We start from the raw sequence: 21,217 nt of genomic DNA, 5'->3' as shown, positions 1-21,217 counted from the left end.
TCGCAACAACCATTACCCCGAGCAAGATCGTTCCTACGCTCTGCGTGGGAACGATCACACACGATCTCAGGATGTTCTCACCACCCGACAAACCCCTCTGACAATCATTTCCACTTCCTGCTCATCAATCGTCAGCGGTGGCAGCAGGCGGATAGTCTTGCCCCGTGTCACGTTGATCAGCAAGCCGTGGTCGCGTGCGGCGATCAGGGTCAGGTCGCGGATCGGTTGCTTGAGTTCGATGCCGACCATCAAGCCTTGACCACGAATCGCCAGGACGTTCGGGTCGTCGGCCAGTTCGGCCCGCAGTCTGGCCAGCAGGCGTTCCCCCTGAAGCCTGGCGTTTACCAGCAGACCTTGTTCTTCGATGATGTCCAACACCGTGCAGCCGACCCGACACGCCAGTGGATTACCGCCGAAGGTGCTGCCATGGCTGCCGGGGGTGAACAGCTCGGCGGCTTTGCCCCGGGCCAGGCAAGCGCCGATGGGGATACCGTTGCCGAGGCCCTTGGCCAGGGTCATGACGTCCGGGACGATGCCTTCGTGCTGGAAGGCGAACCACTGGCCGGTACGGCCGATTCCGGTCTGGATTTCGTCGAGCATCATCAGCCAGCCGCGCCGGTTGCACAGTTCGCGCACGGTTTTCAGGTAACCGGGAGGCGCCAACTGCACGCCGCTTTCGCCCTGAATCGGTTCCATCAGAATGGCCACGATCCGCGGGCCATGGGCTTGCTGCACCTTTCCCAACGCGTTGAGGTCGCCGAAGGGCACTTTGACGAAGTCGCCGGGCAACTCGTTGAACCCCAGGCGCACGGCCGGGCCGTCGCTGGCGGATAAGGTACCCAGCGTCCGGCCATGAAAGGCGTTTTCCATCACCACCACCAGCGGTTGCTCGACACCTTTGTGCCAGCCGTAAAGCCGTGCGAGTTTCAGCGCGGTTTCATTGGCTTCGGCGCCGGAGTTGTTGAAGAACGCCCGCTCCATGCCCGACAACTGCGTCAGTTTCTGCGCCAACCGCTGCTGCCAGTCGATGCTGTAGAGGTTTGAGGTGTGCAACAACAGCCCGGCCTGCTCGCTGATCGCCGACACGATTTTGGGATGAGAGTGGCCGACATTGGTCACCGCCACACCCGCCACCGCATCCAGATACTCACGGCCCGCCTGGTCCCAAAGTCGGGTGCCCAGGCCTTTGCTGAAACTCAGGGCCAGGGGTTGGTAAGTGGTCATCAGGCAAGCGGCGGTCATGACATCAAGCTCCATCAATTGTCGGTGTTTTTGCAGTATGGTTAGCCACCTGAGCTGGATAAACGCCGCAACACTTCAATCATCTTAAAGCTGAGCTTGATAATGGATTTATTCCAGGCAATGACGGTTTACGTCCGAGTGGTCGAAGCCGGCAGCATGACCGCCGCCGCCCAGCAGTGCGAAATGTCCACCACCATGGTCGGCAATCACCTTCGTGCGCTGGAACAACGTCTGGGCGTGCGCTTGCTGAACCGGACGACACGGCGTCAGCGATTGACGGAGTTCGGCTCCGCTTATTACCAGCGCTGCTTGGAGGTGTTGGGGTTGGTGGAAGATTCCGAGCGGCTGGCCGAACAAAGTCAGGACACCCCGAGTGGGACCTTGCGCATCACCGCCCCGCTGACCTTCGGCACTGAAAAACTAGCGCCGGCGCTCAGCGAATTCACCCTGCGTTATCCGCAAGTCAAACTGGACGTGGTGCTCACCAACGGGCGGCCCGACCTTCTCGAAAACGGCCTCGACGTGGCGTTTCGCCTGGGCGCTATTGAACCGTCCAACCTGATCGCACGTCCGCTCATCGACTACACGCTGACCATGTGCGCTTCGAAGGCCTATCTGGCACGCCGGGGCACACCGGAAAAACCCGACGACCTGCAACACCACGACTGCTTGTCCTTTGCCTATCCGGTCGGCGATGACTGGCAATCCGTGGAAAAACAGTGGCGGCTGAGCGGGCCGGAAGGTGAAGTCATGGTGGCCGTCAGAGGCCCGATGTTGATCAACAGTTCGGCCGGGCTGCACCAGGCCGCTCGAACCGGGATGGGCATCGTGATGTTGCCCGATGCGTTGGTCGAGCAGGATTTGCTCAACGGACACCTTGTGGCGTTGATGCAGGACTATCGACTGCCGAGTCGGCCGATGCACTTGGTGTACGCCCAGGATCGCTACCGCTTGCCGAAATTGCGTCGCTTCGTCGACTTCGCCATGCAGATGTGGGCCAAGCACTAGCCGGGGCAATACACCATGCACTAATCTCCCCAACTGACGGGTCACTTTGATATCAGTGCGGCAGGGAGAGCGGTGATGGGTGAGGCATCAAATATCGAGCCGTTGAAATTCAATGTGTCGGATCTGAACGAAGACATGCTGCACACCATCCTGGAACTGGTCAGTGACGGCATTTGGGACTGGAACGCCAACACCGGGTTCGTCTACCGCAATCCCGGGTGGTACGTGATGCTCGGCTACGCACCTCACTCCCTGGACAACACCGTGTTGACTTGGGAAAACGTGATGCACCCCGATGATTACCCGCGGGTGATGGCGTTGTTTGATGCGTACCTGAATCAACACGCACCGGGCTATCAAGCCGAGTACCGCTGCCGCAAGCAAGATGGCAGTTACACCTGGATCGAAGATCGCGGCTACGTACTGGCACGCAATGCCGACGGATCGGTGGCACGAATGGTCGGCGCGCACCGCAGCATCGAAGACAAGAAACGCCTCTTCGAGGAGATGGAACGGCGTAATCAATCCCTTGAAGTCATCGTCGAAGAACGCACCCGGGAGTTGTCGCGGGTCAATCAGCAGCTGCAAATTCAACTGGAAGAAAATCGCAAACTGGCGGAAACCGATGCGCTGACATCGATCGCCAATCGCTATCGCCTGGAAAAAAACCTGCCCCAGGAATGCGAACGTGCCCAGCGCTTTCGGCAGCCGCTGTCATTGATCGCCATGGACATCGATGACTTCAAGAACATCAACGACCACTACGGCCATGCCCTGGGAGATGCGGCGTTGGTGCAGGTCGTGAAGAGCGTGAAACGCTGCGTGCGCGAAGGCGATCTACTGGCGCGCTGGGGTGGCGACGAGTTCATCCTCATCCTGCCCAATACCGCGCTGGCCGACGCCCGATCCTTCGCCGAAAAAATCCGCCATGGCCTGTCGAGCCTGCCCCCTGTGGGCGAGTTTCAGGTGACCATGAGTTTTGGCGTGGTCCAGCGCTTTGAAGAAGAGCAACAGACCGGTCTTCTGGCCAGGGCCGATCAGGCGCTGTATCGGTCGAAAGTTGCGGGCAAGAATGTGATTTCCGGTTGAGCGCCCTCCTGCATGTCCGTGATGTACTGCCCTCGGAGGTGGAGTCCGTGCGGCTGTTTCTTGAGCTGAACGGATGGGCTCACCGCTTGGGATCAACTGAACATTTTGCGCAGTTGATCGCCAACTCCCAACGTACTGCGCTTGCCGTGAAAGATGCGCACATTGTCGGGTTTGCCCGTGGCATCACCGACGGCCTGTCCAACGGTTATCTGTCGATGGTTGTCGTGTCCGGGCAGCATCGACGTGAAGGCGTGGGTCGGGCGCTGGTCGAGCATGTCATGGGCGAGAACACCGACATCACCTGGGTTCTGCGCGCAGGTCGTGAAGGCGCTTCGGCATTCTTTTCTCGCCTGGGCTTTGAACCGTCCAGCATCGCGATGGAGCGCCCGCGCAGTCGATAGCCAAAACGCCCTTCACATCCCCGCCTTCACCAGCACCGGTTTCTCCTGATACCGATCCGGGTACAGCTGCTTCAGCTGCGCGACTTTCGGCAGGTCGTTGATCACGATGTATGGATACGTCGGGTGCTCGGTCAGAAAGTCCTGATGTTCCTCTTCCGCCGGGTAGAAACCGTTGTAGGTTTCCAGCTTGGTCACAATGGGTTTGTTGAATGAACGGGCGGCGTCGAGCTGGGCAATGTAGGCCTGGGCGACGCGCTGCTGTTCGGTGTTCTCAGGGAAAATCGCCGACCGATACTGCGTGCCGCTGTCGGGGCCCTGGCGGTTCAACTCGGTGGGGTTGTGCGCCACTGAGAAATAGATCTGCAGCAGGGTGCCATAGCTGACCTGTGACGGATCGAAAGTGACCTCGACCGATTCCGCATGACCGGTATCGCCATCACTGACCCGTTCATACCGAGCGGTGTTGGCTTCACCGCCAGCGTAACCGGAGACGGCTTTTTTCACGCCTTTGACGTGCTGGAACACCCCTTGGACGCCCCAGAAACAACCGCCGGCGAAGACCGCGGTTTCGCTGTGGGCCTGGGTGGTTTCATCCAGGGCAGGCGGCGGGATAATGACCGCTTCTTCAGCAGCGCCGAAAGAAAACGCCGAGCATTGGCCGATGACGCCTGCAGCCGCCAAACCCAACAAGGTGCGGCGCCAGGTAACCGGGATTTTCATGAGTCTGACTCCTGAACAAATGATAGGGCGATCAACCGAACGTAAAGGCATATGCCGACACACCCGGATCTAGAAACTCGATGCTGAAGGTGCGATCCGTCACGCCGCCGTTCTGGCGCACCAATTGATACAACCGTTGCTCGGTAACGCTGCCGCTGCCATCGGGGGCGACGTCGGTACCGTGGGCATCGCCCGGGGCTTTTCCGTCGATCAGCACCTTGAAGCGCACCGGTTTACCGTCTGCGCCGGGGCCCAGTACCAGATGCAAATCGCGAGCGTGGAAGCGGTAGACGATGCGGCTGGCCGGCGCACTTGAGGTCGCGCGTTCCGAGCCGACGTTCCATTGACCGTCCAGGCCCCAATCGTTGAGTGCCAATTGCGCCGGCGTGCTGTACGCCGAGACCTTGTCCGGCACCAGGCCTGTTTCAGGCACGAAGTGCTCTGCACGCTGGTAGCCGACATAGGTTTCCGGCGACTGGACTTCATTCATGTCCGGGGCCAGTTGAACCCCGGTGGCGTCGGCATTGATCAACCCGTCGGCGACCTTTGTGGCGCCCGCTTCACGCAGCAACTGCTGGATGACGCGCTCCGATTCGGCGTACTCGCCTTCACCGAAGTGGTGATAACGAATGCGCCCCTGTGCGTCAGCAAAATAGTGAGCCGGCCAGTATTCGTTGTTGAAGGCACGCCAGATCTTGTAGTCGTTGTCGATCGCCACCGGATAGTTGATGCCCAGGTTTTTCATGGCTTTGGTGACATTGCCCACATCCCGCTCGAACGCGAATTCGGGCGCATGAACACCGATCACCACCAGCCCCTGATCGCGGTACTTTTCGGCCCAGGCTTTGACATACGGCAAGGTGCGCAAGCAGTTGATACAGGAGTAAGTCCAGAAATCCACCAGCACGACCTTGCCCTTCAATGCCTGTGCGGTCAGTGGAGGTGAATTGAGCCATTGCACGGCGCCATCCAGCGGCGGCAGGTTGCCTTCAATCGGCAATGCACCCGGCGCTTTCGCCGACATTTTCATCGCCCCGCCAGCGGCCATCATCGCCCCGCTGTTGTGTGGTGACTTCCCGGCCAATCGCCCCACCAACGCCTGCTCGAGGCCGCCGGTGGAAGCCGTCGAAACCCGCGCCAGGATGCCGGTGTCCAGCCCGAGGGCAATCGCCGCCACGCCGGCCAACATCGCTGCGCCCAAACCTCGACGGACCCATTCACCCGCGCCGATCGAGCGCTTCATCGCCGCAAAGACTTTACCGCCCAGCAACAACGCCACGGCGAGGGAAGTGGCGGCACCCGCGGCGTAAGCCAGCAACAGCAACGTGGTGGCGATGCTTGCCCCTTGCAGCGCCGCGCCGGTCAGCAACAGGCCCAGAATCGGCCCGGCACACGGAGCCCAGAGCAGGCCCGTGGCGACGCCGATCAGGAACGAAGCGCCGGGACGCGGACGAGCATCGGCGCCTGCGGCTTCCGACAGTCGGCTGCCGGCCGCCACCAGTGGACGTGTCAGGCGCTCGGCCAACCGAGGCAGCAGCAGCGTCAGGCCGAACAGTGCCACGAACAGCAACGCGAGCCAGCGACCGTACTGATTGACTTGCACCACCCAGCCGCCGCCCACCGCCGCCAACGAGGCGACGAGCGCGAAGGTCAGTGCCATCCCCGCCAGCAGTGGCAAGCCACTTTTCATAAACGGCTGCCCGGTGCGAGCGAAGACAAAGGGCAATACCGGCAGAATGCACGGGCTGACAATCGTCAGCACACCACCGAGATAAGCGAGAACCAGAAGCCACATAGCATCGACCTGCATTGAATGAGTGAAAGGAAGTGCCCATGGGTCACGCCGCCTGGGGCTCGAAGGTCATCGCCAGACCGTTCATGCAGTAACGCAAGCCGGTGGGTTTGGGTCCATCATCGAAGACATGGCCCAGATGACCACCGCAACGCCGGCAGTGGACTGCTTCGCGCAGCACGCCGAAGGAACGGTCCTGACGAGTCGCCACCGCCTTGTCCAGCGGCGCCCAGAAACTGGGCCAACCGGTGCGGCTATCAAACTTGGTGTCGGAAGAGAACAGCGGCAAGTCACAACCGGCACAGGCAAAAACACCCTCGCGATGCTCGTTGTTCAACGGGCTGCTGTAGGCCCGCTCGGTGCCCTCTTCCCGCAGGATTTCGTATTGCTCGGCGCTGAGCAGGGCGCGCCATTCGCTGTCGCTGTGGGTCACCTCGAACACCTCCGACGCACTGGCGTCACTGACCAGCGCAGTACGGGCGGCAAATTTTGGCAACACACCGACCACCAGGGCTGCAGCGCCCAGCCCGCCGCTCGCTACAAGAAACTGTCGCCGTGAAAACATGGCCATCTCCAAAATTCCAGGTGCCTGATAAGGAACACAGCCTAGGCTTGGGTTGATCGCCAAATCCTCACGGACAGTTAAACAATTCGTGATAACTCGCCCCGGGGAAAACCCGCACAATGTGCCCATTGCGCTACAAAGGATTGAGCTTTATGGAACAGACCAAACGTGTCCTGGTGGTCGAGGACGACCTGCACATCGCCGACCTTATCTGCCTGCATCTACGCGATGAGCAGTTCGAGGTGGTGCACTGCGCCGACGGTGATGAAGGCATGCGACTGCTGCAGCAAGGAAGCTGGGACGCACTGATCCTCGACCTGATGTTGCCCGGCGTCGACGGCCTGGAAATCTGCCGTCGGGCGCGGGCCATGGCCCGCTACACACCGATCATCATCACCAGCGCCCGCTCCAGTGAAATGCACCGGATCCTGGGGCTGGAACTCGGGGCCGACGATTACCTGGCCAAGCCTTTTTCAATGCTTGAGCTGGTCGCCCGGGTCAAAGCCCTGCTGCGACGTGTCGACGCCATGGCCCGCAACCTGAAAATGGACGCCGGCAGCCTGATCACCAACGGCCTCTCCATCGACCCCATCACCCGCGACGTTTCCCTCGACGGTCGTCGCCTGGACCTCACCCCGCGAGAGTTCGACCTGCTGTATTTCTTCGTCCGCCAGCCTGGCAAGGTGTTCTCGAGGATGGACCTGCTCAACGCGGTCTGGGGCTACAGCCACGAAGGCTACGAACACACGGTCAACACCCACATCAATCGTCTGCGGGCCAAGATCGAAGCCGATCCGGCACAACCCGCTCGCATCCTGACGGTGTGGGGCCGTGGCTATAAATTCGCGGCCAAGGAGGAGCAGCCATGAGGCTGACCCTGACACAACGCCTGTCCCTGGTGTTCGCCGTCCTGTTGCTGGTGTGCTGTGGCACCTCGGCCTGGATGCAAGTGCGCTCCAACAAAATGCACGAACTGGAGGTGGTTCAAGGGCTGTCGCGCGATCTTGCCCAACACATTGCCCGCGACACCGTGCTGATGGACACCAATGGCCTGATGCCCAATGCCGTGCGCGAATTGTTCAGCAAACTCATGCTGGTCAATCCAAGTGTCGAGGTCTATCTGCTCAACACCGAGGGGGTAATTGTCGGCAGCGCCGCCCCCGAAGGCCGAATGCACCGGGAGCGGGTCGATCTGGCACCAATCCAGCGCTTGCTCAAGGGCGATGCGCTGCCGATTCTCGGTGATGACCCGCGCAGCGTCGACGGACGCAAGGTGTTCAGCGCCGCGCCGTTACAGGTCAACGGCAAGCCGGAAGGTTACCTCTATGTGGTGTTGCTCAGTGAAGAACACGACCGCTTCGCCGCACGCGGTGCCACCAGCGCTGCGCTCAATACGGCGCTGCTGTCCATCGGTCTGGTGGCGTTGTTGTGCCTGATCGCCGGCCTTGCCGCATTTGCCCTGATTACCCGACCGTTGCGTCGATTGACCGATCGAGTCAGCCAGTTCGACATCGACGGCGTCCCCTCCCCTCCGCCCGCATCGGACCCGGTAGAAAAAGCGTCGAGCCACGATGAAATAGCCGTACTCGACGCCGCTTTCCGCCAGATGCAAAACCGCCTCGGCGAACAATGGCGCTCGCTGACTCGCCAGGATCAGGAACGCCGCGAATTGGTGGCGAACATCTCCCACGATCTGCGCACACCGCTGGCCTCGCTGCACGGTTATCTGGAAACCCTGTCGCTCAAAGACGCCACGCTGTCCCCCGCCGACCGTCGTCGCTACCTGGGCATCGCCCTGGATCAAAGCCGTAAGGTTGGCGGCCTGGCGCAATCGCTGCTGGAACTGGTGCGGCTGGAACATGGATTTGTGCAACCGGTGCTGGAGCGTTTTTCCCTGACCGATCTGGTGCAGGACATCTTCCAGAAATTCGAACTCACCGCCGAAGCGCGCCAGATCGAGCTCAAAGCCACCTTCGCGCCCAACGTCTCGGCCGCCTGCGCCGATCTGGGTCTGATCGAACGTGTGCTGACCAACCTGTTCGACAATGCCCTGCGCGATACCCCGCAGGGTGGAGAAATCGAACTGAGCCTGCGCCCTCAAGGGCCGTTTATCGAAGTCACCGTCAGCGACACCGGCCCCGGCATCGCTCCCGAATTGCGCGAAGGTTTGTTTCTGCGTCCGTTCAACATTGGCGGCGCCCGGCGCGATGGCGGACTGGGGCTGCGCATCGTGCACCGAATCCTGCAGCTGCACGGTCGCGGGATTCAGTTGATCGACGTTCCGGGACGGGGGGCGACGTTCCGTTTCTCCTTGCCGGTGGACGAGCAAACGGCGGAGCAATGGGCCGTTCGCTCGATGAACCTGAATTCGATGGGGAAATAGCCCGGTTTCAGCGGTCACAGCTTTGAACCTGATGCCGAGGCGAGAAAACGCTGATGATTGCCACGACGCCCCTGTATATCGGCTGCGCCGGATGGAGCCTGCCCCGCGAACAGTGGGAGGCATTTCCCGTCGCAGGCACACACTTGCAACGGTACGCGGCACAGTTGACGTGCGTGGAAATCAACAGCTCGTTTTATCGGCCTCACCGCCCGGCGACGTATGCGCGATGGACCGAGAGTGTGCCGGCGGGTTTTCGGTTTTCAGTCAAAGTCCCTAAGCAAATCACCCACGAAGCTCGCTTGCTGGATTGCGAAAAGTTGATCGATGACTTTATCGAGCAATGCTCCCATCTGGGTCAGAAGCTTGGGTGCCTGCTGATCCAGATCCCGCCCTCCTTGTCCTTCGACGTCAAAACTGCCGAAACCTTCTTCGCCACATTTCGCTCGCGCTACCAAGGCTTTGCGGTGTTTGAACCCAGGCACGTCAGCTGGCAAACACCCGAAGCGCAAGCGCTACTGATCGAGCACCGAATAGGCCAAGTGGCGGCCGATCCTGCACCGCTACCCAATGGCGACGTACCCGGTGCCTGGCCGGGCATCCGCTACTACCGATTGCACGGGTCACCGCGAATCTACTACTCAAGCTACGAGATACGATGGCTTGAAGACCTGGCTCAAAAGCTACAACCCCAAGCCGATGGCGTTCCCACCTGGTGCATCTTCGATAACACCGCCAGCGGCGCGGCGACGACGAATGCACTGGAGCTTCAGCGGATGACAAACCCAAAACCTGACTCACAACAGCAACAGCGGCTATGATCCGGGCTCCTGATTCGGCACGGACGCTGCGCGATGCTCAACACCCTGCAAAACACCCCGCTGTGGGTTTACGCAATATTTCTGTTGCTCTGTTACTTCGGCATCAAAGCCCTTTCGACGACGCATGAAAGCAAAACATCATTGCTCCTGACGCCACCCATATTGCTCATCTGGTCGCTGTATTCACAGAACCTCTCGCTAAACCCTCCGCTATCAGTCAGTTGCTGGTTGGCAGCAGTCATTGTGGGCGGATTGATAGCACTTGCGATTTTCCCACGCAAAGGCGTCGCACTGGATGAGTCGAATACCGGCCTGATCGTGCCGGGCACTGCGAAAACCCTGGTGCTTTACCTGATGTTTTTTGCGGTGAACTATTACTTCGGTTATCAGAATGACGTTCACCCGGAACAGGCCGCAATGCTTGAAATGTTGTTGCTCAAGGCCTCGGCGTCCGGCGTTGTCTGCGGAGTGATCAGCGGTCGAGCGATCAAATTCTATCGGTTGCTTCGAACACTCCAGGCACAACGCCCGCAAATGGCCGCGGGCTAAAGCCCCCACGCCAAAAATGATGACCAACCGCCTGTTTCATCCGTGACAACTCGGGTCAGGTCCAATAGATTAGGCGGCCTGAAAAGGCCCTGTGCTTTCTCGCCTAAACCCAAGTAAAAAGAAGTAGTGAAATTTCAATGTCCGATTCCAATACCGCTGAATCCGTAGTCACCTTGTCGTCCAAAGCGGAATACGAAAACTCCATCAATCTTTCACAACATGTGCCTCAGGCCAAGACCATCAGCGAGATGGTCCTGGACGCTTTTCAATCCACCCGGGAAAGCGACCAGATCCGCGAGCTGCGCGCCGCGATTCGCCAGGCGCACGACAGCTTCGACGACGATAAAGCCTATGAACTGATGGGCGAACTCAAACAACTGAAAGACGCCGAAGCGTCTGACATTGCTGCGCTGGAAGACCTGAGCAGCAAGTTCCCGATCAGCCGTATTCTTTCCAGCTTCAAAGACGACCCGGCTTTTCAGGAAATCGTCTATGGCTTGGCCTTGAAGGTGCTGAACCAGACTCACCAGGCCATCAGCAACCCAAGCACCGGCAAGAGCAAAGTGGCTCGCGCCAAGAAAGACCTCGAAGTGTTCACCATCAGCAAGGATGGCGTGAGCGTTACGCTGCCGCTGCGCACGCCACGTGCGAGCCTGAACGTTGATCGCAAGGCGCTGGAGTTCCTCGGTTTCACTTTTGTCGGCGAAGGTGATGACGCGGCGATTGAAAACGAAACGTTCCTGGACAACACCGGGGCCGAACAAGCGGTCAACCGCAAGAACATCATCACTGCTCTTCAACAGCAAACCGCGTTCGACGGCTACAGCATCGCTGCGCAGTAACCTGATCGACCTGAAAGCCCCGCTCCCGGGGCGTAATGCCGTTTACTTGAGCGCGAGCCTGCATTTGTGGCGAGAGAGCTTGCTCCCTCGCCACAGATATGGTGTTGCGTTTGAGTGAACAGCATCAAGCCCCGGAAGCGGGGCTTTTTAATGCCCGAAAGACTTACCGCGCTGACGGATACAAGGCCGCGATCATATCCACTTCTATCGGCGCGTTTTTTGGCAACTGGTAAACACCGACGGTTGTTCGGGTGTGTTTACCGGCCTCACCCAATACATGCGTGAAAACGTCAGACGCACCGTTGGCAACTTCACTGAGGTCCACAAAATCGAACGTGGATTTCACATAGACCGTGATGCGCAGCAGTGCCTTGACGTTATCCAGTGAGCCGATGGCCTCACGAATCAGTGCAAGCCCGCGGATCGCGCTGATACCCGCAGCCTCTTGGGCATCGGCCAGGTTGAGTTCCAGTCCCACTCGGCCGGGGTATTGGATTTTGCCGTTCATGCGCGGCACCAGCCCGCTGACATACAGTTCGTCATCGTGCCGGATCAGCGGCGCGTAATGCCCGCCGGCAGAGTTCTCGTCGTAGATATCAAAGCCGAGTTCTTTTGCCATCGCGAGGAAGCGTTCGTCGCGACTCATTTGATTACTCATTAACCGAACCCTCTTAATCAATCATGCATACGCGCAGATGATGGTAGAGAGAGATGCGTGTCTTGATCAGGGCAACTTCGTATAAGATCCAACAAACTTTACTGCCAGGGAGACCAGTAAAATGCAGCGCGCCGTCATCGCCGCCATCGAGTTCCAGCCCGGAGTGCCGCTGGTGCAGCAGATCGTCGATCAGCTGACCGTCGCCATCAACCAGGGTGGCCTGCCTAACGGGGCCAAGTTGCCGCCGATTCGCGAACTCTCCGAGTTGATGAACGTGGGCAAATCCACGGTGGTCGACGCCCTCGACCGCTTGCGGGCCAAGGGACTGGTGGTCTCTCGCCAAGGCTCGGGGCATTACATTCACCGCCCAAGCAATCAATCCCAGCATGCAACTGGCCCGGACCTGCAACCCCAAGACACGCTCAGCCGGGTCCGCCGCGCCTTGCTCCTGGACAACGGTGCGCTGCGCCCCGGCTGCGGATTTCTGCCCGCCTCGTGGCTGCCCGCCGACGAATTGCTCAAAGCCGTGCGCAGCACCCTTCGTGCGACCGCGCTGCGCATGGGCGAATACGGTGAAGTCGGCGGTTACCTCCCGTTGCGTGAGGCGTTGCGCGTGAAGCTGTCGACCGTCGGCATCGAGGTGCCGTTGGAGCAGATCATCACCACCGCCAACACCGTGCAGGCCATCGACCTGCTGATGCGCCTGTTGATAAAGCCCGGCGACACCGTGCTGCTCGACGATCCATGCTACTTCAACATGCACACCAATCTGGCGCTGCACGGCGCCAAGGTCATCACCATTGCCCGCGATTGCGACGGGCTGGACCTGGAAGCATTCGAGCAATTGCTGATAGCCCATCGTCCCGTGCTGTATATGACCAACAGCACGCTGCACAACCCGACCGGGCACTCGTTCTCCGCAGCCCAGGTTTATCGCTTGCTGGAGCTGAGTCACCGTTACGGCGTCCACATCCTCGAAGATGACTTGTATGGCGACATCCAGCAAAGACGCACCCCGCGCCTGGCCGCGAGCGGTCTGGACAATGTCAGTTACGTGTCCGGTTTCTCCAAGACCCTGACCGCCAACAGCCGGGTCAGCTATACCGCGCTATCGCCGCAACTGGCCGCACGAATGATCACCTTGAAGTTAGCCTGCGGTGGCGTGACCTCGGAACTGGCGGAGCAGATCACCTGCACCATGCTCAGTAACGGCAGCTACGCCAAACACACCCGGCGCACGGTTGATCGCCTGTATGAATCGAGCAGTCGCGTGGCGAGATGGCTGATAGAGGCTGGATGCTCGGTGTCATCGATACCGGGCGAAGGGCTGTTTATCTGGACTCGCTTGCCCGAAGGACTGCACGCCGAAACGCTGGCCAGTAAAGGCCTTGAACACGACCTGGTGCTGGCACCTGGCACTTTGCTGAGTAAAGCCGCCGATGCCAGGAGTTTCCTGCGTTTCAATGTGGCGCATAGCGATAGCTTGCAGGTGCGTGAGCAGTTTTTCCGGCTGCTCGATCGCTGAGTTTTTCTGATGCCATTTTGCTGTTCCAACAAAAAGCCCCGCTCTGCTCTCGAAGACGGGGCTTTCAACCGGAACTGCATCGGGTTCTTGTTTTGCAACTCAGTTCAAGAAAATGTTGCGCGTTGCTCCGCCTCGTAATGTCGAGTCTGAAAAGGCATGAGGGTTTGAGCCTTTAGGCCAAGGCCTTCACTCAACCCCCAGGAGGCTGCCAGTTCATCACGGCGACGGCGAAGCGGCGCGGCTGGTTCTGGCTTCACGCCTTGCTTGAAAGTCGAGTAGGCAAAAAGCTCAAGGGCATTAAAGGTTTCCAACACGCGGCTATCAGACACGCATGAAAAACGTGTAAAGCGTTCGAGCAGGTAGCCTGCGCGACGAACCTCGACCTCATCAGAATGCCGACTCAAAAAAGCCGAGACTTCACTTGAGAGGTTCGAGCTTGAGTACCAAACAGCTTTGGCAGCGCTCACAAGCGCAACGTCATCTGCTTGATTCAAAGGACTTTTGACCAGAGTGTCCAATGCGGATGAGAGGACGTGGCCGCTAAGGGGCTTCGTCATCTGTATTCTCCAGATAGTTTTGCAGAATATTTTCGAGAACAGAGGTTGGTGATTCTTTATTGCCAACATATACATCAATAGCCTGCAACGCCAGTCGGCGGAGCTCAGTGGTGAGTATGAAACCACTTCTGAGCAGCGCCATGATATCGCCAATGTCCTGATCAGTAGCTCTGCCCAATTTAGAAATGGCAATGTCAATAGGCGATGCAATGTGGACATGCAGAGGAGACTCATTTGGAAACTCGGCAAGTGCAAGGCTTCGCTCCCAGTAATCCTCGTGAACAGGCCCAAAGCTTGTGTTGTATTGAAGGTCGTAGTTCAGTTCCATCAATCGACCGGATCGTTCATCGACAAACTGTTCCGGAACCTCTGCGAGCATAGTTTGAAGGTGGAGACCTTTTGGGACATTAGCCTCGTAAATTTCGGCATCGACATCCGTGGAAACACGGTGATTTGTATAGAGGTGAACCGCACACCCACCGAACACAATAATTTTGACCGCCCCAGTGTCTGCAGACTCAAGCACCAACTCAGCTTCGACAGATTTGAACATTGAAATCAAAGCCTGCCCTAACGCCGTGCTCGTATTAACACGGGGATTGATTACGTCCGGCAAATCCATATTCGAACCTCTAGCGACAAAACGCCAGGCAGCTGCTGCAGCTGATTTGGCAAAGTCCGAGGTTAGAAAGACGACTTCCGACCGACAACCTGAAAGGTTTGTAGGAAGATTCTTCCATATGGGTAAGCAGGAGCACTGGGCCTCGCATTAGTTGCGCGCCTACGAGACTTGGTGTGCCGAACGACTGAAATCGCACCCAACAAAAAGCCCCGCACTTCTCTCGAAGACGGGGCTTTTCTTTACAGCAGCCGGCGCTTAAGGCGCGTAAGTCAGCAACAACTCACTCGGCACTTTGAAGTCCAGCGACATCATCACGCTCAACGCGGTGATGGTGAAGATCGAGAACACGAACAGCTTGCGTGCCCAGACTGTGTCATCCACTGCCTTGTAGCCGGTCCAGGCCATGTACAACCAGTACATGCCCATGGCGGCGGCGACGGCGAGGTAGCTCATGCCGGCGTAGCCGCTGAAGGTCAGCATCAAGGTCGCCACGAGGAACGCCAGGATGTAGAGCAGGATGTGCCTCTTGGCCACCTGAATTCCGCGCTTCACAGGCAACACCGGAATCGATGCGGCCAGGTAATCGTTGAAGCGGAAAATCGCGATGGCGTAGGAATGCGGCATCTGCCACAGGCTGAACATCACCAGCAACGTCAGTGCGGCCATGTCGAAGCTGTTGGTCACGGCCACGTAGCCAATCACCGGCGGCATCGCACCCGACAGACTGCCCACCAGCGTGCCGTGAACCGACTTGCGCTTGAGGTACAAGCTGTAGAAGCCGACGTAGATGACGAAACCGATCACCGCGAACAGCGCGGCCAACGGGTTCGCCACCTTGTACAACAATGCAACGCCGGCAACACCTAAGACGGTCGCGTAAATCAGCGCCAGTTTCAGGGAGATCAAGCCCTGGACCAGCACCCGATTCTTGGTGCGTTCCATCTTCAGGTCGATGTCGCGGTCGATGCAGTTGTTGAACACGCAACCGGAAGCCACCACCAGGGACGTGCCGATCATTGCAGCCAGGAAAATGGCCAGATCGACATGCCCTTTGGAGGCCAGGAAAAATCCGCCTGCCACTGAAAGCACGTTACCGAAAATGATCCCCGGTTTGGTGATTTGGATAAAGTGCTTCAAGGACATCCGGATTTACCTCACTTCGCCATCATGAACGTGTGGATGCTGAACATGATCCACAGCGACAGGCCCACCAGCAGGACAATCACGATCGCGGCGAAAACAAACGCAATCACGTTGTTACGCTGCGCGGCCGAACGGTCCAGGTGCAGGAAGTACACCAGGTGCACCAGTACCTGGATCACGGCGAATGCCAGGACGATCATCAGGGTGATCGACTTCGGCAGCGTCGGGTACATCACCAGCGCAAACGGGATGACGGTCAGGATCACCGACAGGATGAAGCCGATCGCGTAGGACTTGACGCTGCCGTGGCCGGCGTCGTGGCTGTCATGGGAGTGTGTGTTAGCCATTTACATAGTCCCCATCAGGTAAACAACGGTGAATACGCAGATCCACACGACGTCCAGGAAGTGCCAGAACAGGCTCAGGCAGCTCAGGCGGGTCTTGTTGGTCGACGTCAGGCCATGCTTGTTGACCTGATACATCATGATCGCCATCCAGATCAGACCGCTGGTGACGTGCAGACCGTGGGTGCCGACCAGGGTAAAGAACCCGGACAGGAAGCCGCTGCGGCTAGGGCCGTAGCCTTCGGAGATCAACATGTGGAACTCGTTGATCTCCATGCCGATGAAGCCGGCACCGAACAGGAAGGTCATGGCCAACCAGCCCAGGACCTGCTTCTTGTTGCCCCGGTAGAACGCCAGCATGGCGAAACCGTAGGTGATCGAACTGAACAACAGCAGAGCGGTTTCGCCCAGCACGTAAGGCAGTTCGAAGATGTCGTGGCCCGACGGGCCACCGGCGACGTTGTTAACCAGTACCGCGTACACCGCGAAGATCGACGCAAACAGAATGCAGTCGGTCATCAGGTAGAGCCAGAAACCGTATACGGTCATCTCGCCCGAGTCGTGGTGATGGTCATCGTGCCCATGTCCATCGACATGGGTGTGTCCAGCATTGGTCACTAAGTTCGACATGGTTTAAGCCTGTTCCAACGAGGTTTCAACACGGGTGGCGGTGGCCGGGATTTTCCCTGCCGCGACCAGACGCTTGTGCTGCTCGGCTTCGATGCGTTCGATCACATCGACCGGCACCATGTAGCCTTGATCGTCACGTGCAGCGTGGATCACGAAGTAGATGACAGTGCCAGCCAGGCTCGCGATTGCCAGCCACCAGATGTGCCAGATCATCGCGAAACCGAACACGGTCAACAGCGCGCCCATCACCACGCCAGTGGCGGTGTTGTTCGGCATGTGGATCGGCTCGTACTTGGCCGGAGCGCGGTACGCGGTACCGTTTTCCTTGGCTTCGGTGAACGGGTCGATGCAGTCGGCTTTCGGCAGCACGGCAAAGTTGTAGAACGGTGGTGGCGACGAGGTCGACCATTCCAGAGTGTGGGCATTCCACGGATCACCGTGTTCGCACATGTTCTCTGGCTTGTTGCGGTCACGCACACTGACGTACAGCTGGATCAGTTGGCAGGCGATGCCGACAGCGATCATCACCGCACCGAACATGGCGACGTACAGGTACGGCACCCACTCGGGGTTGGTGGTGGCGTTCAGACGACGGGTCATGCCCATGAAGCCCAGTGCATAGAGCGGCATGAACGCGACGAAGAAGCCGCTGATCCAGAACCAGAACGCTGCCTTGCCCCAACCTTCGTGCAGCTTGAAGCCGAACGCTTTCGGGAAGTAGAAGGCGAAACCGGCGATGTAGCCGAACACGGCGCCGCCGATGATCACGTTATGGAAGTGCGCGATTACAAACAGGCTGTTGTGCAGAACGAAGTCAGCACCCGGGATGGCCAGCAATACGCCGGTCATGCCGCCGATGGCGAAGGTCACCATGAAGCCCAGGGTCCACAGAACCTGGCTGGTGAAACGCAGACGCCCCTGGTAAATGGTGAACAGCCAGTTGAATAGCTTCACCCCCGTCGGGATCGAAATCAGCATCGTCGCCAGGCCGAAGAAGGCGTTGACGTTGGCGCCCGAACCCATGGTGAAGAAGTGGTGCAGCCAAACCATGAAGCCCAGTACGGAGATCGCGCCGGAAGCGTAGATCATCGAGTGGTGGCCAAACAGTTTCTTGCCGGTGAAGGCCGAGATGACTTCCGAGAAAATGCCGAATGCCGGCAGGATCAGGATGTACACCTCAGGGTGACCCCACGCCCAGAACAGGTTGACGTACATCATTGGATTGCCACCAAGTTCATTGGTGAAAATGTGGAAATCCATGTAACGGTCAAGCGTCAGCAGTGCCAGGGTAGCGGTCAGGATCGGGAACGAAGCCACGATCAGAACGTTGGCCCAGGTGCAGGTCCAGGTGAAGATCGGCATGTCCATCAGTTTCATGCCAGGGGTACGCATTTTCAGCACGGTGGCCAGGAAGTTGACCCCCGTCAGCGTTGTCCCCAAACCCGATAGCTGTAGCGCCCAGATGTAGTAATCCATCCCCACGCCCGGACTGTATTGCAGGCCCGACAGCGGCGGATAGGCAACCCAACCGGTCTTGGCGAATTCGCCGACGCCCAGGGACAGGTTGATCAGCACCACGCCGGACACCAGCAGCCAGAAGCTCAGGGAGTTCAGGAACGGGAAGGCAACGTCACGCGCACCGATCTGCAGCGGCACTGCAAGGTTCATCAGGCCGGTGAAGAATGGCATCGCCATGAAGATGATCATGATCACACCGTGGGCGGTGAAGATCTGGTCATAGTGTTCAGGCGGCAGGTAGCCAGGCGAACCCTCGGTGGCCATGGCCAGCTGGGTACGCATCATGATGGCGTCGGCAAAACCACGCAGCAGCATGACCATGGCGACGATGATGTACATCACGCCGATTTTCTTGTGGTCGACCGACGTCAGCCACTCGGTCCACAGGTAGGTCCACTTCTTGAAGTAGGTGATTGCAGCGAACAGCGCCAGACCGCCGAGCGCGATCATGGCGATGGTTATCATCACGATCGGTTCGTGGAACGGGACCGCTTCCCAACTTAATTTACCAAACATCGTTTACTCCTCTGCCCCGGCAGCTGAATGCGAGTTCATGTCCATTCCTTGCGTAGCGGCCACTTCTTTCTCTTTCTTCTCGTGCTTCACCTTAGGACCCGGTTTCATGCCTTCGTACTTGTCGACGATGGTCTGGAACAGGTTCGGCGTCACCGAGGAGTAGAGCTCGACTGGGTTGTTCTGGCTCTGCTTGGCAAGGGCGGCGTACTCAGCTTGTTCAAGCTGCTTAGGTGCCTTCTTGACTTCACTTACCCAGGCGTCGAAATCTTCCTGGGAAGTTGCGATCGCTTTGAATTTCATACCGGTGAAACCTGCGCCGCTGTAGTTGGCGGAGATACCGTCCATTTCAGCGTTACGGTCAGCGATCAGGTGCAGCTTGGTCTGCATGCCCGCCATCGCGTAGATCTGGCCGCCCAGGCCCGGGATGAAGAACGAGTTCATCACGGCGTCGGAGGTGATCTTGAAGTTGATTGGCGTGTGCGCCGGGAACACGATCTTGTTGACCGTGGCAATGCCTTGTTCCGGGTAGATGAACAGCCACTTCCAGTCCAGCGCGACCACTTCGATGGTCACAGGCTTGACGTCGGATTGAATCGGACGGTAAGGGTCCAATTCGTGGGTCGAAATGTAGGTGATGTAACCCAGGGCAACGATGATCAGGACCGGGATGGTCCAGACGGCCACTTCGATTTTGGTCGAGTGAGACCATTTCGGGGTGTAGATGGCGTCCTTGTTAGAGGCACGGTACTTCCAGGCGAACAGGAAGGTCATGACGATAACCGGCACCACGACCAACAGCATCAGCAGCGTGGCGGTGATGATCAGGTTTCGCTGTTCCAGGCCGACCTGGCCCGTGGGATTGAGCAAGGTCATGTTGCAGCCTGACAGCAACAACGTGCCGAGCAGCGGCAATAAGCCTAGTAGTCTGGGGTACCTGTTTTTACTCATCTCACGACCTCTAAAGCAGCTTGCGCAATGCAGTTGGGTTTTGATCGCCAACACTTCACCCTGCCAAGGGTTGGCATTTTTCTTGGATTGAATAAGGGCTGCCCGTCGCGCGTCAGACGCTGTTCGACAAATCCTGGGCTAGCGGTAAGTTCTTATTCGAATTCGTGGTCAAAGGCCTTGTTACAGACCAATTCCATTTGGTGCGGATAGTTGGAAGGCTCCGACACCTGGGAGTCGCACGAAGCGTTCAAGCCCCTCGACGCCCTGTTTTCCTGCTCAAGGAGAGCAGTGCCGGAATTCAGTGCGGGCGATTGTAGATATGTAGCGATTCATAAACCATGTCTCATCCCGAAATAATTTTTATCCATTCCAGCAACAATCATTAACGGTTTTCGCAAAAGTGCGGCATCTTATCGAAATTCATTCTCAACAAAAACACCAAAATTTGTAGGTCTACAGGGCGCAGTTCAGACAGCTATCGGGGCTGACGCAGGCACTTCGGCGATGCCCTAGCCCCTATGAGATAAGGGCTCTGGCGTTTCGCAAGCCCCTGTTAAAACTGCCTGCATGCGCGCGATAGCCTATAAATCAGCAGACGCCTGAGCAGGCCAATTTCGTTGCCTCGCTATACACCGATCCAGCCCCGTGAAATGCCTTGCGACTGTCCCGCTGTGACAACATGTCGCACACGTGTCGCACCCTTCGCTGCCACACATCACGAACTTTTTACGCTGGCCCTGAAATGCAAAACGCCCCGGCTCTCTTGATGAGGACCGGAGCGTTTTTTCACGTTATCCGCGCGAGTGGCGGATGACCTCAGCGCAGTGCTTTGCGGTTACGCGAAGTGAGCAGCGGCACCAGCACCACGATCAGCACGAACGCCACCAGCGCCCACTGCGCCAGCGACAAACCTAGGATCGGCGGGTACGGCGTGGAGCAGAAACCGTCGACCTGGAAGCCCAGCGGGAAGATCTTCGCCAGCGGCAGTCCATCGACAATCGGTTGCAGCACATCGATGCCACAGCTGACCGCCGGGTAGAACTGGGTGTAGACGTGATGCCCGGCCACGGCGACGCCGGCCAGTGCGCAAATCACCACCAGGGTTTCAAACACCGTGATGCTGCGGCGGGTGCGCATCGCCGCGCCAATGAAGGCAAACAGCGCAATCAGCAACAGCGCGTAACGTTGCAGGATGCACAGCGGGCACGGCGCCTCGCCCAGCACAATTTGCATGTACAGCGCGCCACCGATCAGCGCCAGGCAGATGATGCCCAGCAACACCAGATAGCGCCGTTCACGTCCCAACCGCATTGTTTCCTCGCTCATCGCGTTTCCCTTTTGTGCTCG

Annotated in this window: 22 protein-coding genes; 9 read left to right on the top strand and 13 right to left on the bottom strand. The window is 58.4% G+C overall.

Going from position 1 to position 21,217, the window contains the following annotated elements; all coding sequences use genetic code 11:
* Positions 1-66: 66 nt before the first annotated feature.
* Positions 67-1,242, bottom strand: a complete 1,176-nt coding sequence (locus tag K0F88_RS05440; protein ID WP_219094476.1) for an aspartate aminotransferase family protein — start codon at positions 1,240-1,242, stop codon at positions 67-69.
* Positions 1,243-1,344: 102 nt separating this feature from the next.
* Here K0F88_RS05440 and K0F88_RS05435 point away from each other — a divergent pair, with 102 nt between their 5' ends.
* The 3 genes from K0F88_RS05435 to K0F88_RS05425 all read left to right on the top strand — a co-directional run bounded on the left by K0F88_RS05435 (position 1,345) and on the right by K0F88_RS05425 (position 3,740).
* A complete protein-coding gene (locus K0F88_RS05435; protein WP_219094474.1) occupies positions 1,345-2,250 on the top strand; it encodes a LysR family transcriptional regulator in 906 nt (301 codons plus the stop codon).
* A 75-nt stretch (positions 2,251-2,325) separates the two neighbouring features.
* Positions 2,326-3,339, top strand: coding sequence for a sensor domain-containing diguanylate cyclase (locus K0F88_RS05430; RefSeq protein ID WP_094470773.1), 1,014 nt, complete (start codon positions 2,326-2,328; stop codon positions 3,337-3,339).
* A complete protein-coding gene (locus tag K0F88_RS05425) occupies positions 3,336-3,740 on the top strand; it encodes a GNAT family N-acetyltransferase (RefSeq protein WP_094470772.1) in 405 nt (134 codons plus the stop codon). Before K0F88_RS05430 ends, K0F88_RS05425 begins: the two co-directional genes overlap by 4 nt.
* A 12-nt stretch (positions 3,741-3,752) precedes the next feature.
* On the opposite strand, the gene msrA is transcribed toward K0F88_RS05425, so the two are convergent.
* The 3 genes from msrA to msrB are packed head-to-tail and all read right to left on the bottom strand — an operon-like array spanning position 3,753 to position 6,817.
* Complete coding sequence (msrA, locus tag K0F88_RS05420) at positions 3,753-4,460, bottom strand: peptide-methionine (S)-S-oxide reductase MsrA (RefSeq protein WP_094470771.1); 708 nt, start codon at positions 4,458-4,460, stop codon at positions 3,753-3,755.
* A 31-nt stretch (positions 4,461-4,491) separates the two neighbouring features.
* Positions 4,492-6,255 carry a cytochrome c biogenesis protein DipZ gene (locus K0F88_RS05415; RefSeq protein ID WP_219094472.1) on the bottom strand — a complete coding sequence of 588 codons (1,764 nt, stop codon included), beginning with the start codon at positions 6,253-6,255 and terminating at the stop codon, positions 4,492-4,494.
* Positions 6,256-6,298: 43 nt separating this feature from the next.
* Positions 6,299-6,817, bottom strand: coding sequence for a peptide-methionine (R)-S-oxide reductase MsrB (msrB, locus tag K0F88_RS05410; RefSeq protein WP_094470796.1), 519 nt, complete (start codon positions 6,815-6,817; stop codon positions 6,299-6,301).
* Positions 6,818-6,969: 152 nt separating this feature from the next.
* On the opposite strand from msrB, the gene K0F88_RS05405 reads away from it, so the two are divergent.
* From K0F88_RS05405 to K0F88_RS05385, 5 genes are all read left to right on the top strand, one after another.
* Entirely contained in the window at positions 6,970-7,686 is a 717-nt protein-coding gene (locus K0F88_RS05405; protein ID WP_010458041.1) for a response regulator transcription factor, read from the top strand.
* Positions 7,683-9,200, top strand: coding sequence for a HAMP domain-containing sensor histidine kinase (locus tag K0F88_RS05400; RefSeq protein ID WP_219094470.1), 1,518 nt, complete (start codon positions 7,683-7,685; stop codon positions 9,198-9,200). Before K0F88_RS05405 ends, K0F88_RS05400 begins: the two co-directional genes overlap by 4 nt.
* A gap of 53 nt (positions 9,201-9,253) precedes the next feature.
* Positions 9,254-10,018: a DUF72 domain-containing protein gene (locus K0F88_RS05395; RefSeq protein ID WP_219094468.1), complete on the top strand. Its 765-nt coding sequence runs from the start codon at positions 9,254-9,256 to the stop codon at positions 10,016-10,018.
* 33 nt (positions 10,019-10,051) lie between these two features.
* Entirely contained in the window at positions 10,052-10,567 is a 516-nt protein-coding gene (locus K0F88_RS05390; RefSeq protein ID WP_219094466.1) for a DUF6622 family protein, read from the top strand.
* A gap of 137 nt (positions 10,568-10,704) precedes the next feature.
* The gene (locus K0F88_RS05385; protein WP_219094464.1) at positions 10,705-11,409 is read left to right on the top strand and encodes a hypothetical protein; all 705 of its coding nucleotides are present in this window, start codon (positions 10,705-10,707) and stop codon (positions 11,407-11,409) included.
* 163 nt (positions 11,410-11,572) lie between these two features.
* On the opposite strand, the gene K0F88_RS05380 is transcribed toward K0F88_RS05385, so the two are convergent.
* Positions 11,573-12,055 (bottom strand): RidA family protein, encoded by a 483-nt coding sequence (locus tag K0F88_RS05380; RefSeq protein ID WP_374039707.1) that lies wholly within the window; start codon positions 12,053-12,055, stop codon positions 11,573-11,575.
* 133 nt (positions 12,056-12,188) lie between these two features.
* Here K0F88_RS05380 and K0F88_RS05375 point away from each other — a divergent pair, with 133 nt between their 5' ends.
* Positions 12,189-13,592 carry a PLP-dependent aminotransferase family protein gene (locus K0F88_RS05375; protein WP_094470765.1) on the top strand — a complete coding sequence of 468 codons (1,404 nt, stop codon included), beginning with the start codon at positions 12,189-12,191 and terminating at the stop codon, positions 13,590-13,592.
* A gap of 104 nt (positions 13,593-13,696) precedes the next feature.
* On the opposite strand, the gene K0F88_RS05370 is transcribed toward K0F88_RS05375, so the two are convergent.
* The 8 genes from K0F88_RS05370 to K0F88_RS05335 form a co-directional block, all read right to left on the bottom strand.
* Complete coding sequence (locus tag K0F88_RS05370; protein WP_219094462.1) at positions 13,697-14,149, bottom strand: hypothetical protein; 453 nt, start codon at positions 14,147-14,149, stop codon at positions 13,697-13,699.
* Positions 14,133-14,771, bottom strand: coding sequence for a DUF6036 family nucleotidyltransferase (locus tag K0F88_RS05365; protein WP_219094460.1), 639 nt, complete (start codon positions 14,769-14,771; stop codon positions 14,133-14,135). The genes K0F88_RS05370 and K0F88_RS05365 overlap by 17 nt, the downstream gene beginning before the upstream one ends.
* Positions 14,772-15,026: 255 nt before the next feature.
* Positions 15,027-15,914, bottom strand: a complete 888-nt coding sequence (gene cyoE, locus K0F88_RS05360; protein WP_219094458.1) for a heme o synthase — start codon at positions 15,912-15,914, stop codon at positions 15,027-15,029.
* 11 nt (positions 15,915-15,925) lie between these two features.
* On the bottom strand, positions 15,926-16,261 hold the full coding sequence (gene cyoD, locus K0F88_RS05355; RefSeq protein WP_010458054.1) for a cytochrome o ubiquinol oxidase subunit IV: 336 nt from the start codon (positions 16,259-16,261) through the stop codon (positions 15,926-15,928).
* The gene (locus K0F88_RS05350; protein WP_219094456.1) at positions 16,262-16,888 is read right to left on the bottom strand and encodes a cytochrome o ubiquinol oxidase subunit III; all 627 of its coding nucleotides are present in this window, start codon (positions 16,886-16,888) and stop codon (positions 16,262-16,264) included. It lies immediately after the preceding gene.
* Between the two features lie 3 nt (positions 16,889-16,891).
* Entirely contained in the window at positions 16,892-18,922 is a 2,031-nt protein-coding gene (cyoB, locus tag K0F88_RS05345) for a cytochrome o ubiquinol oxidase subunit I (protein WP_010458058.1), read from the bottom strand.
* 3 nt (positions 18,923-18,925) lie between these two features.
* On the bottom strand, positions 18,926-19,870 hold the full coding sequence (cyoA, locus tag K0F88_RS05340; protein WP_219094454.1) for a ubiquinol oxidase subunit II: 945 nt from the start codon (positions 19,868-19,870) through the stop codon (positions 18,926-18,928).
* 816 nt (positions 19,871-20,686) lie between these two features.
* Positions 20,687-21,196, bottom strand: a complete 510-nt coding sequence (locus tag K0F88_RS05335; protein ID WP_219094452.1) for a disulfide bond formation protein B — start codon at positions 21,194-21,196, stop codon at positions 20,687-20,689.
* Positions 21,197-21,217: the final 21 nt, after the last annotated feature.

The sequence above is a fragment of the Pseudomonas sp. UMAB-40 genome (assembly GCF_900095275.1).
Lineage (GTDB): Bacteria > Pseudomonadota > Gammaproteobacteria > Pseudomonadales > Pseudomonadaceae > Aquipseudomonas > Aquipseudomonas mandelii_B.
Note: the sequence above shows the minus strand (reverse complement) of the source record. Positions and strands in the feature narration are given on the sequence as shown.

Bases quoted from the DNA above. Each gene is read 5' to 3' on its own strand.
- K0F88_RS05440 (WP_219094476.1), bottom strand. From the start codon at position 1,242: ATGACCGCCGCTTGCCTGATGACCACTTACCAACCCCTGGCCCTGAGT.
- K0F88_RS05435 (WP_219094474.1), top strand. From the start codon at position 1,345: ATGGATTTATTCCAGGCAATGACGGTTTACGTCCGAGTGGTCGAAGCC.
- K0F88_RS05430 (WP_094470773.1), top strand. From the start codon at position 2,326: ATGGGTGAGGCATCAAATATCGAGCCGTTGAAATTCAATGTGTCGGAT.
- msrA (WP_094470771.1), bottom strand. From the start codon at position 4,460: ATGAAAATCCCGGTTACCTGGCGCCGCACCTTGTTGGGTTTGGCGGCT.
- K0F88_RS05415 (WP_219094472.1), bottom strand. From the start codon at position 6,255: ATGTGGCTTCTGGTTCTCGCTTATCTCGGTGGTGTGCTGACGATTGTC.
- msrB (WP_094470796.1), bottom strand. From the start codon at position 6,817: ATGTTTTCACGGCGACAGTTTCTTGTAGCGAGCGGCGGGCTGGGCGCT.
- K0F88_RS05405 (WP_010458041.1), top strand. From the start codon at position 6,970: ATGGAACAGACCAAACGTGTCCTGGTGGTCGAGGACGACCTGCACATC.
- K0F88_RS05400 (WP_219094470.1), top strand. From the start codon at position 7,683: ATGAGGCTGACCCTGACACAACGCCTGTCCCTGGTGTTCGCCGTCCTG.
- K0F88_RS05395 (WP_219094468.1), top strand. From the start codon at position 9,254: ATGATTGCCACGACGCCCCTGTATATCGGCTGCGCCGGATGGAGCCTG.
- K0F88_RS05390 (WP_219094466.1), top strand. From the start codon at position 10,052: ATGCTCAACACCCTGCAAAACACCCCGCTGTGGGTTTACGCAATATTT.
- K0F88_RS05385 (WP_219094464.1), top strand. From the start codon at position 10,705: ATGTCCGATTCCAATACCGCTGAATCCGTAGTCACCTTGTCGTCCAAA.
- K0F88_RS05380 (WP_374039707.1), bottom strand. From the start codon at position 12,055: ATGAGTCGCGACGAACGCTTCCTCGCGATGGCAAAAGAACTCGGCTTT.
- K0F88_RS05375 (WP_094470765.1), top strand. From the start codon at position 12,189: ATGCAGCGCGCCGTCATCGCCGCCATCGAGTTCCAGCCCGGAGTGCCG.
- K0F88_RS05370 (WP_219094462.1), bottom strand. From the start codon at position 14,149: ATGACGAAGCCCCTTAGCGGCCACGTCCTCTCATCCGCATTGGACACT.
- K0F88_RS05365 (WP_219094460.1), bottom strand. From the start codon at position 14,771: ATGGATTTGCCGGACGTAATCAATCCCCGTGTTAATACGAGCACGGCG.
- cyoE (WP_219094458.1), bottom strand. From the start codon at position 15,914: ATGTCCTTGAAGCACTTTATCCAAATCACCAAACCGGGGATCATTTTC.
- cyoD (WP_010458054.1), bottom strand. From the start codon at position 16,261: ATGGCTAACACACACTCCCATGACAGCCACGACGCCGGCCACGGCAGC.
- K0F88_RS05350 (WP_219094456.1), bottom strand. From the start codon at position 16,888: ATGTCGAACTTAGTGACCAATGCTGGACACACCCATGTCGATGGACAT.
- cyoB (WP_010458058.1), bottom strand. From the start codon at position 18,922: ATGTTTGGTAAATTAAGTTGGGAAGCGGTCCCGTTCCACGAACCGATC.
- cyoA (WP_219094454.1), bottom strand. From the start codon at position 19,870: ATGAGTAAAAACAGGTACCCCAGACTACTAGGCTTATTGCCGCTGCTC.
- K0F88_RS05335 (WP_219094452.1), bottom strand. From the start codon at position 21,196: ATGAGCGAGGAAACAATGCGGTTGGGACGTGAACGGCGCTATCTGGTG.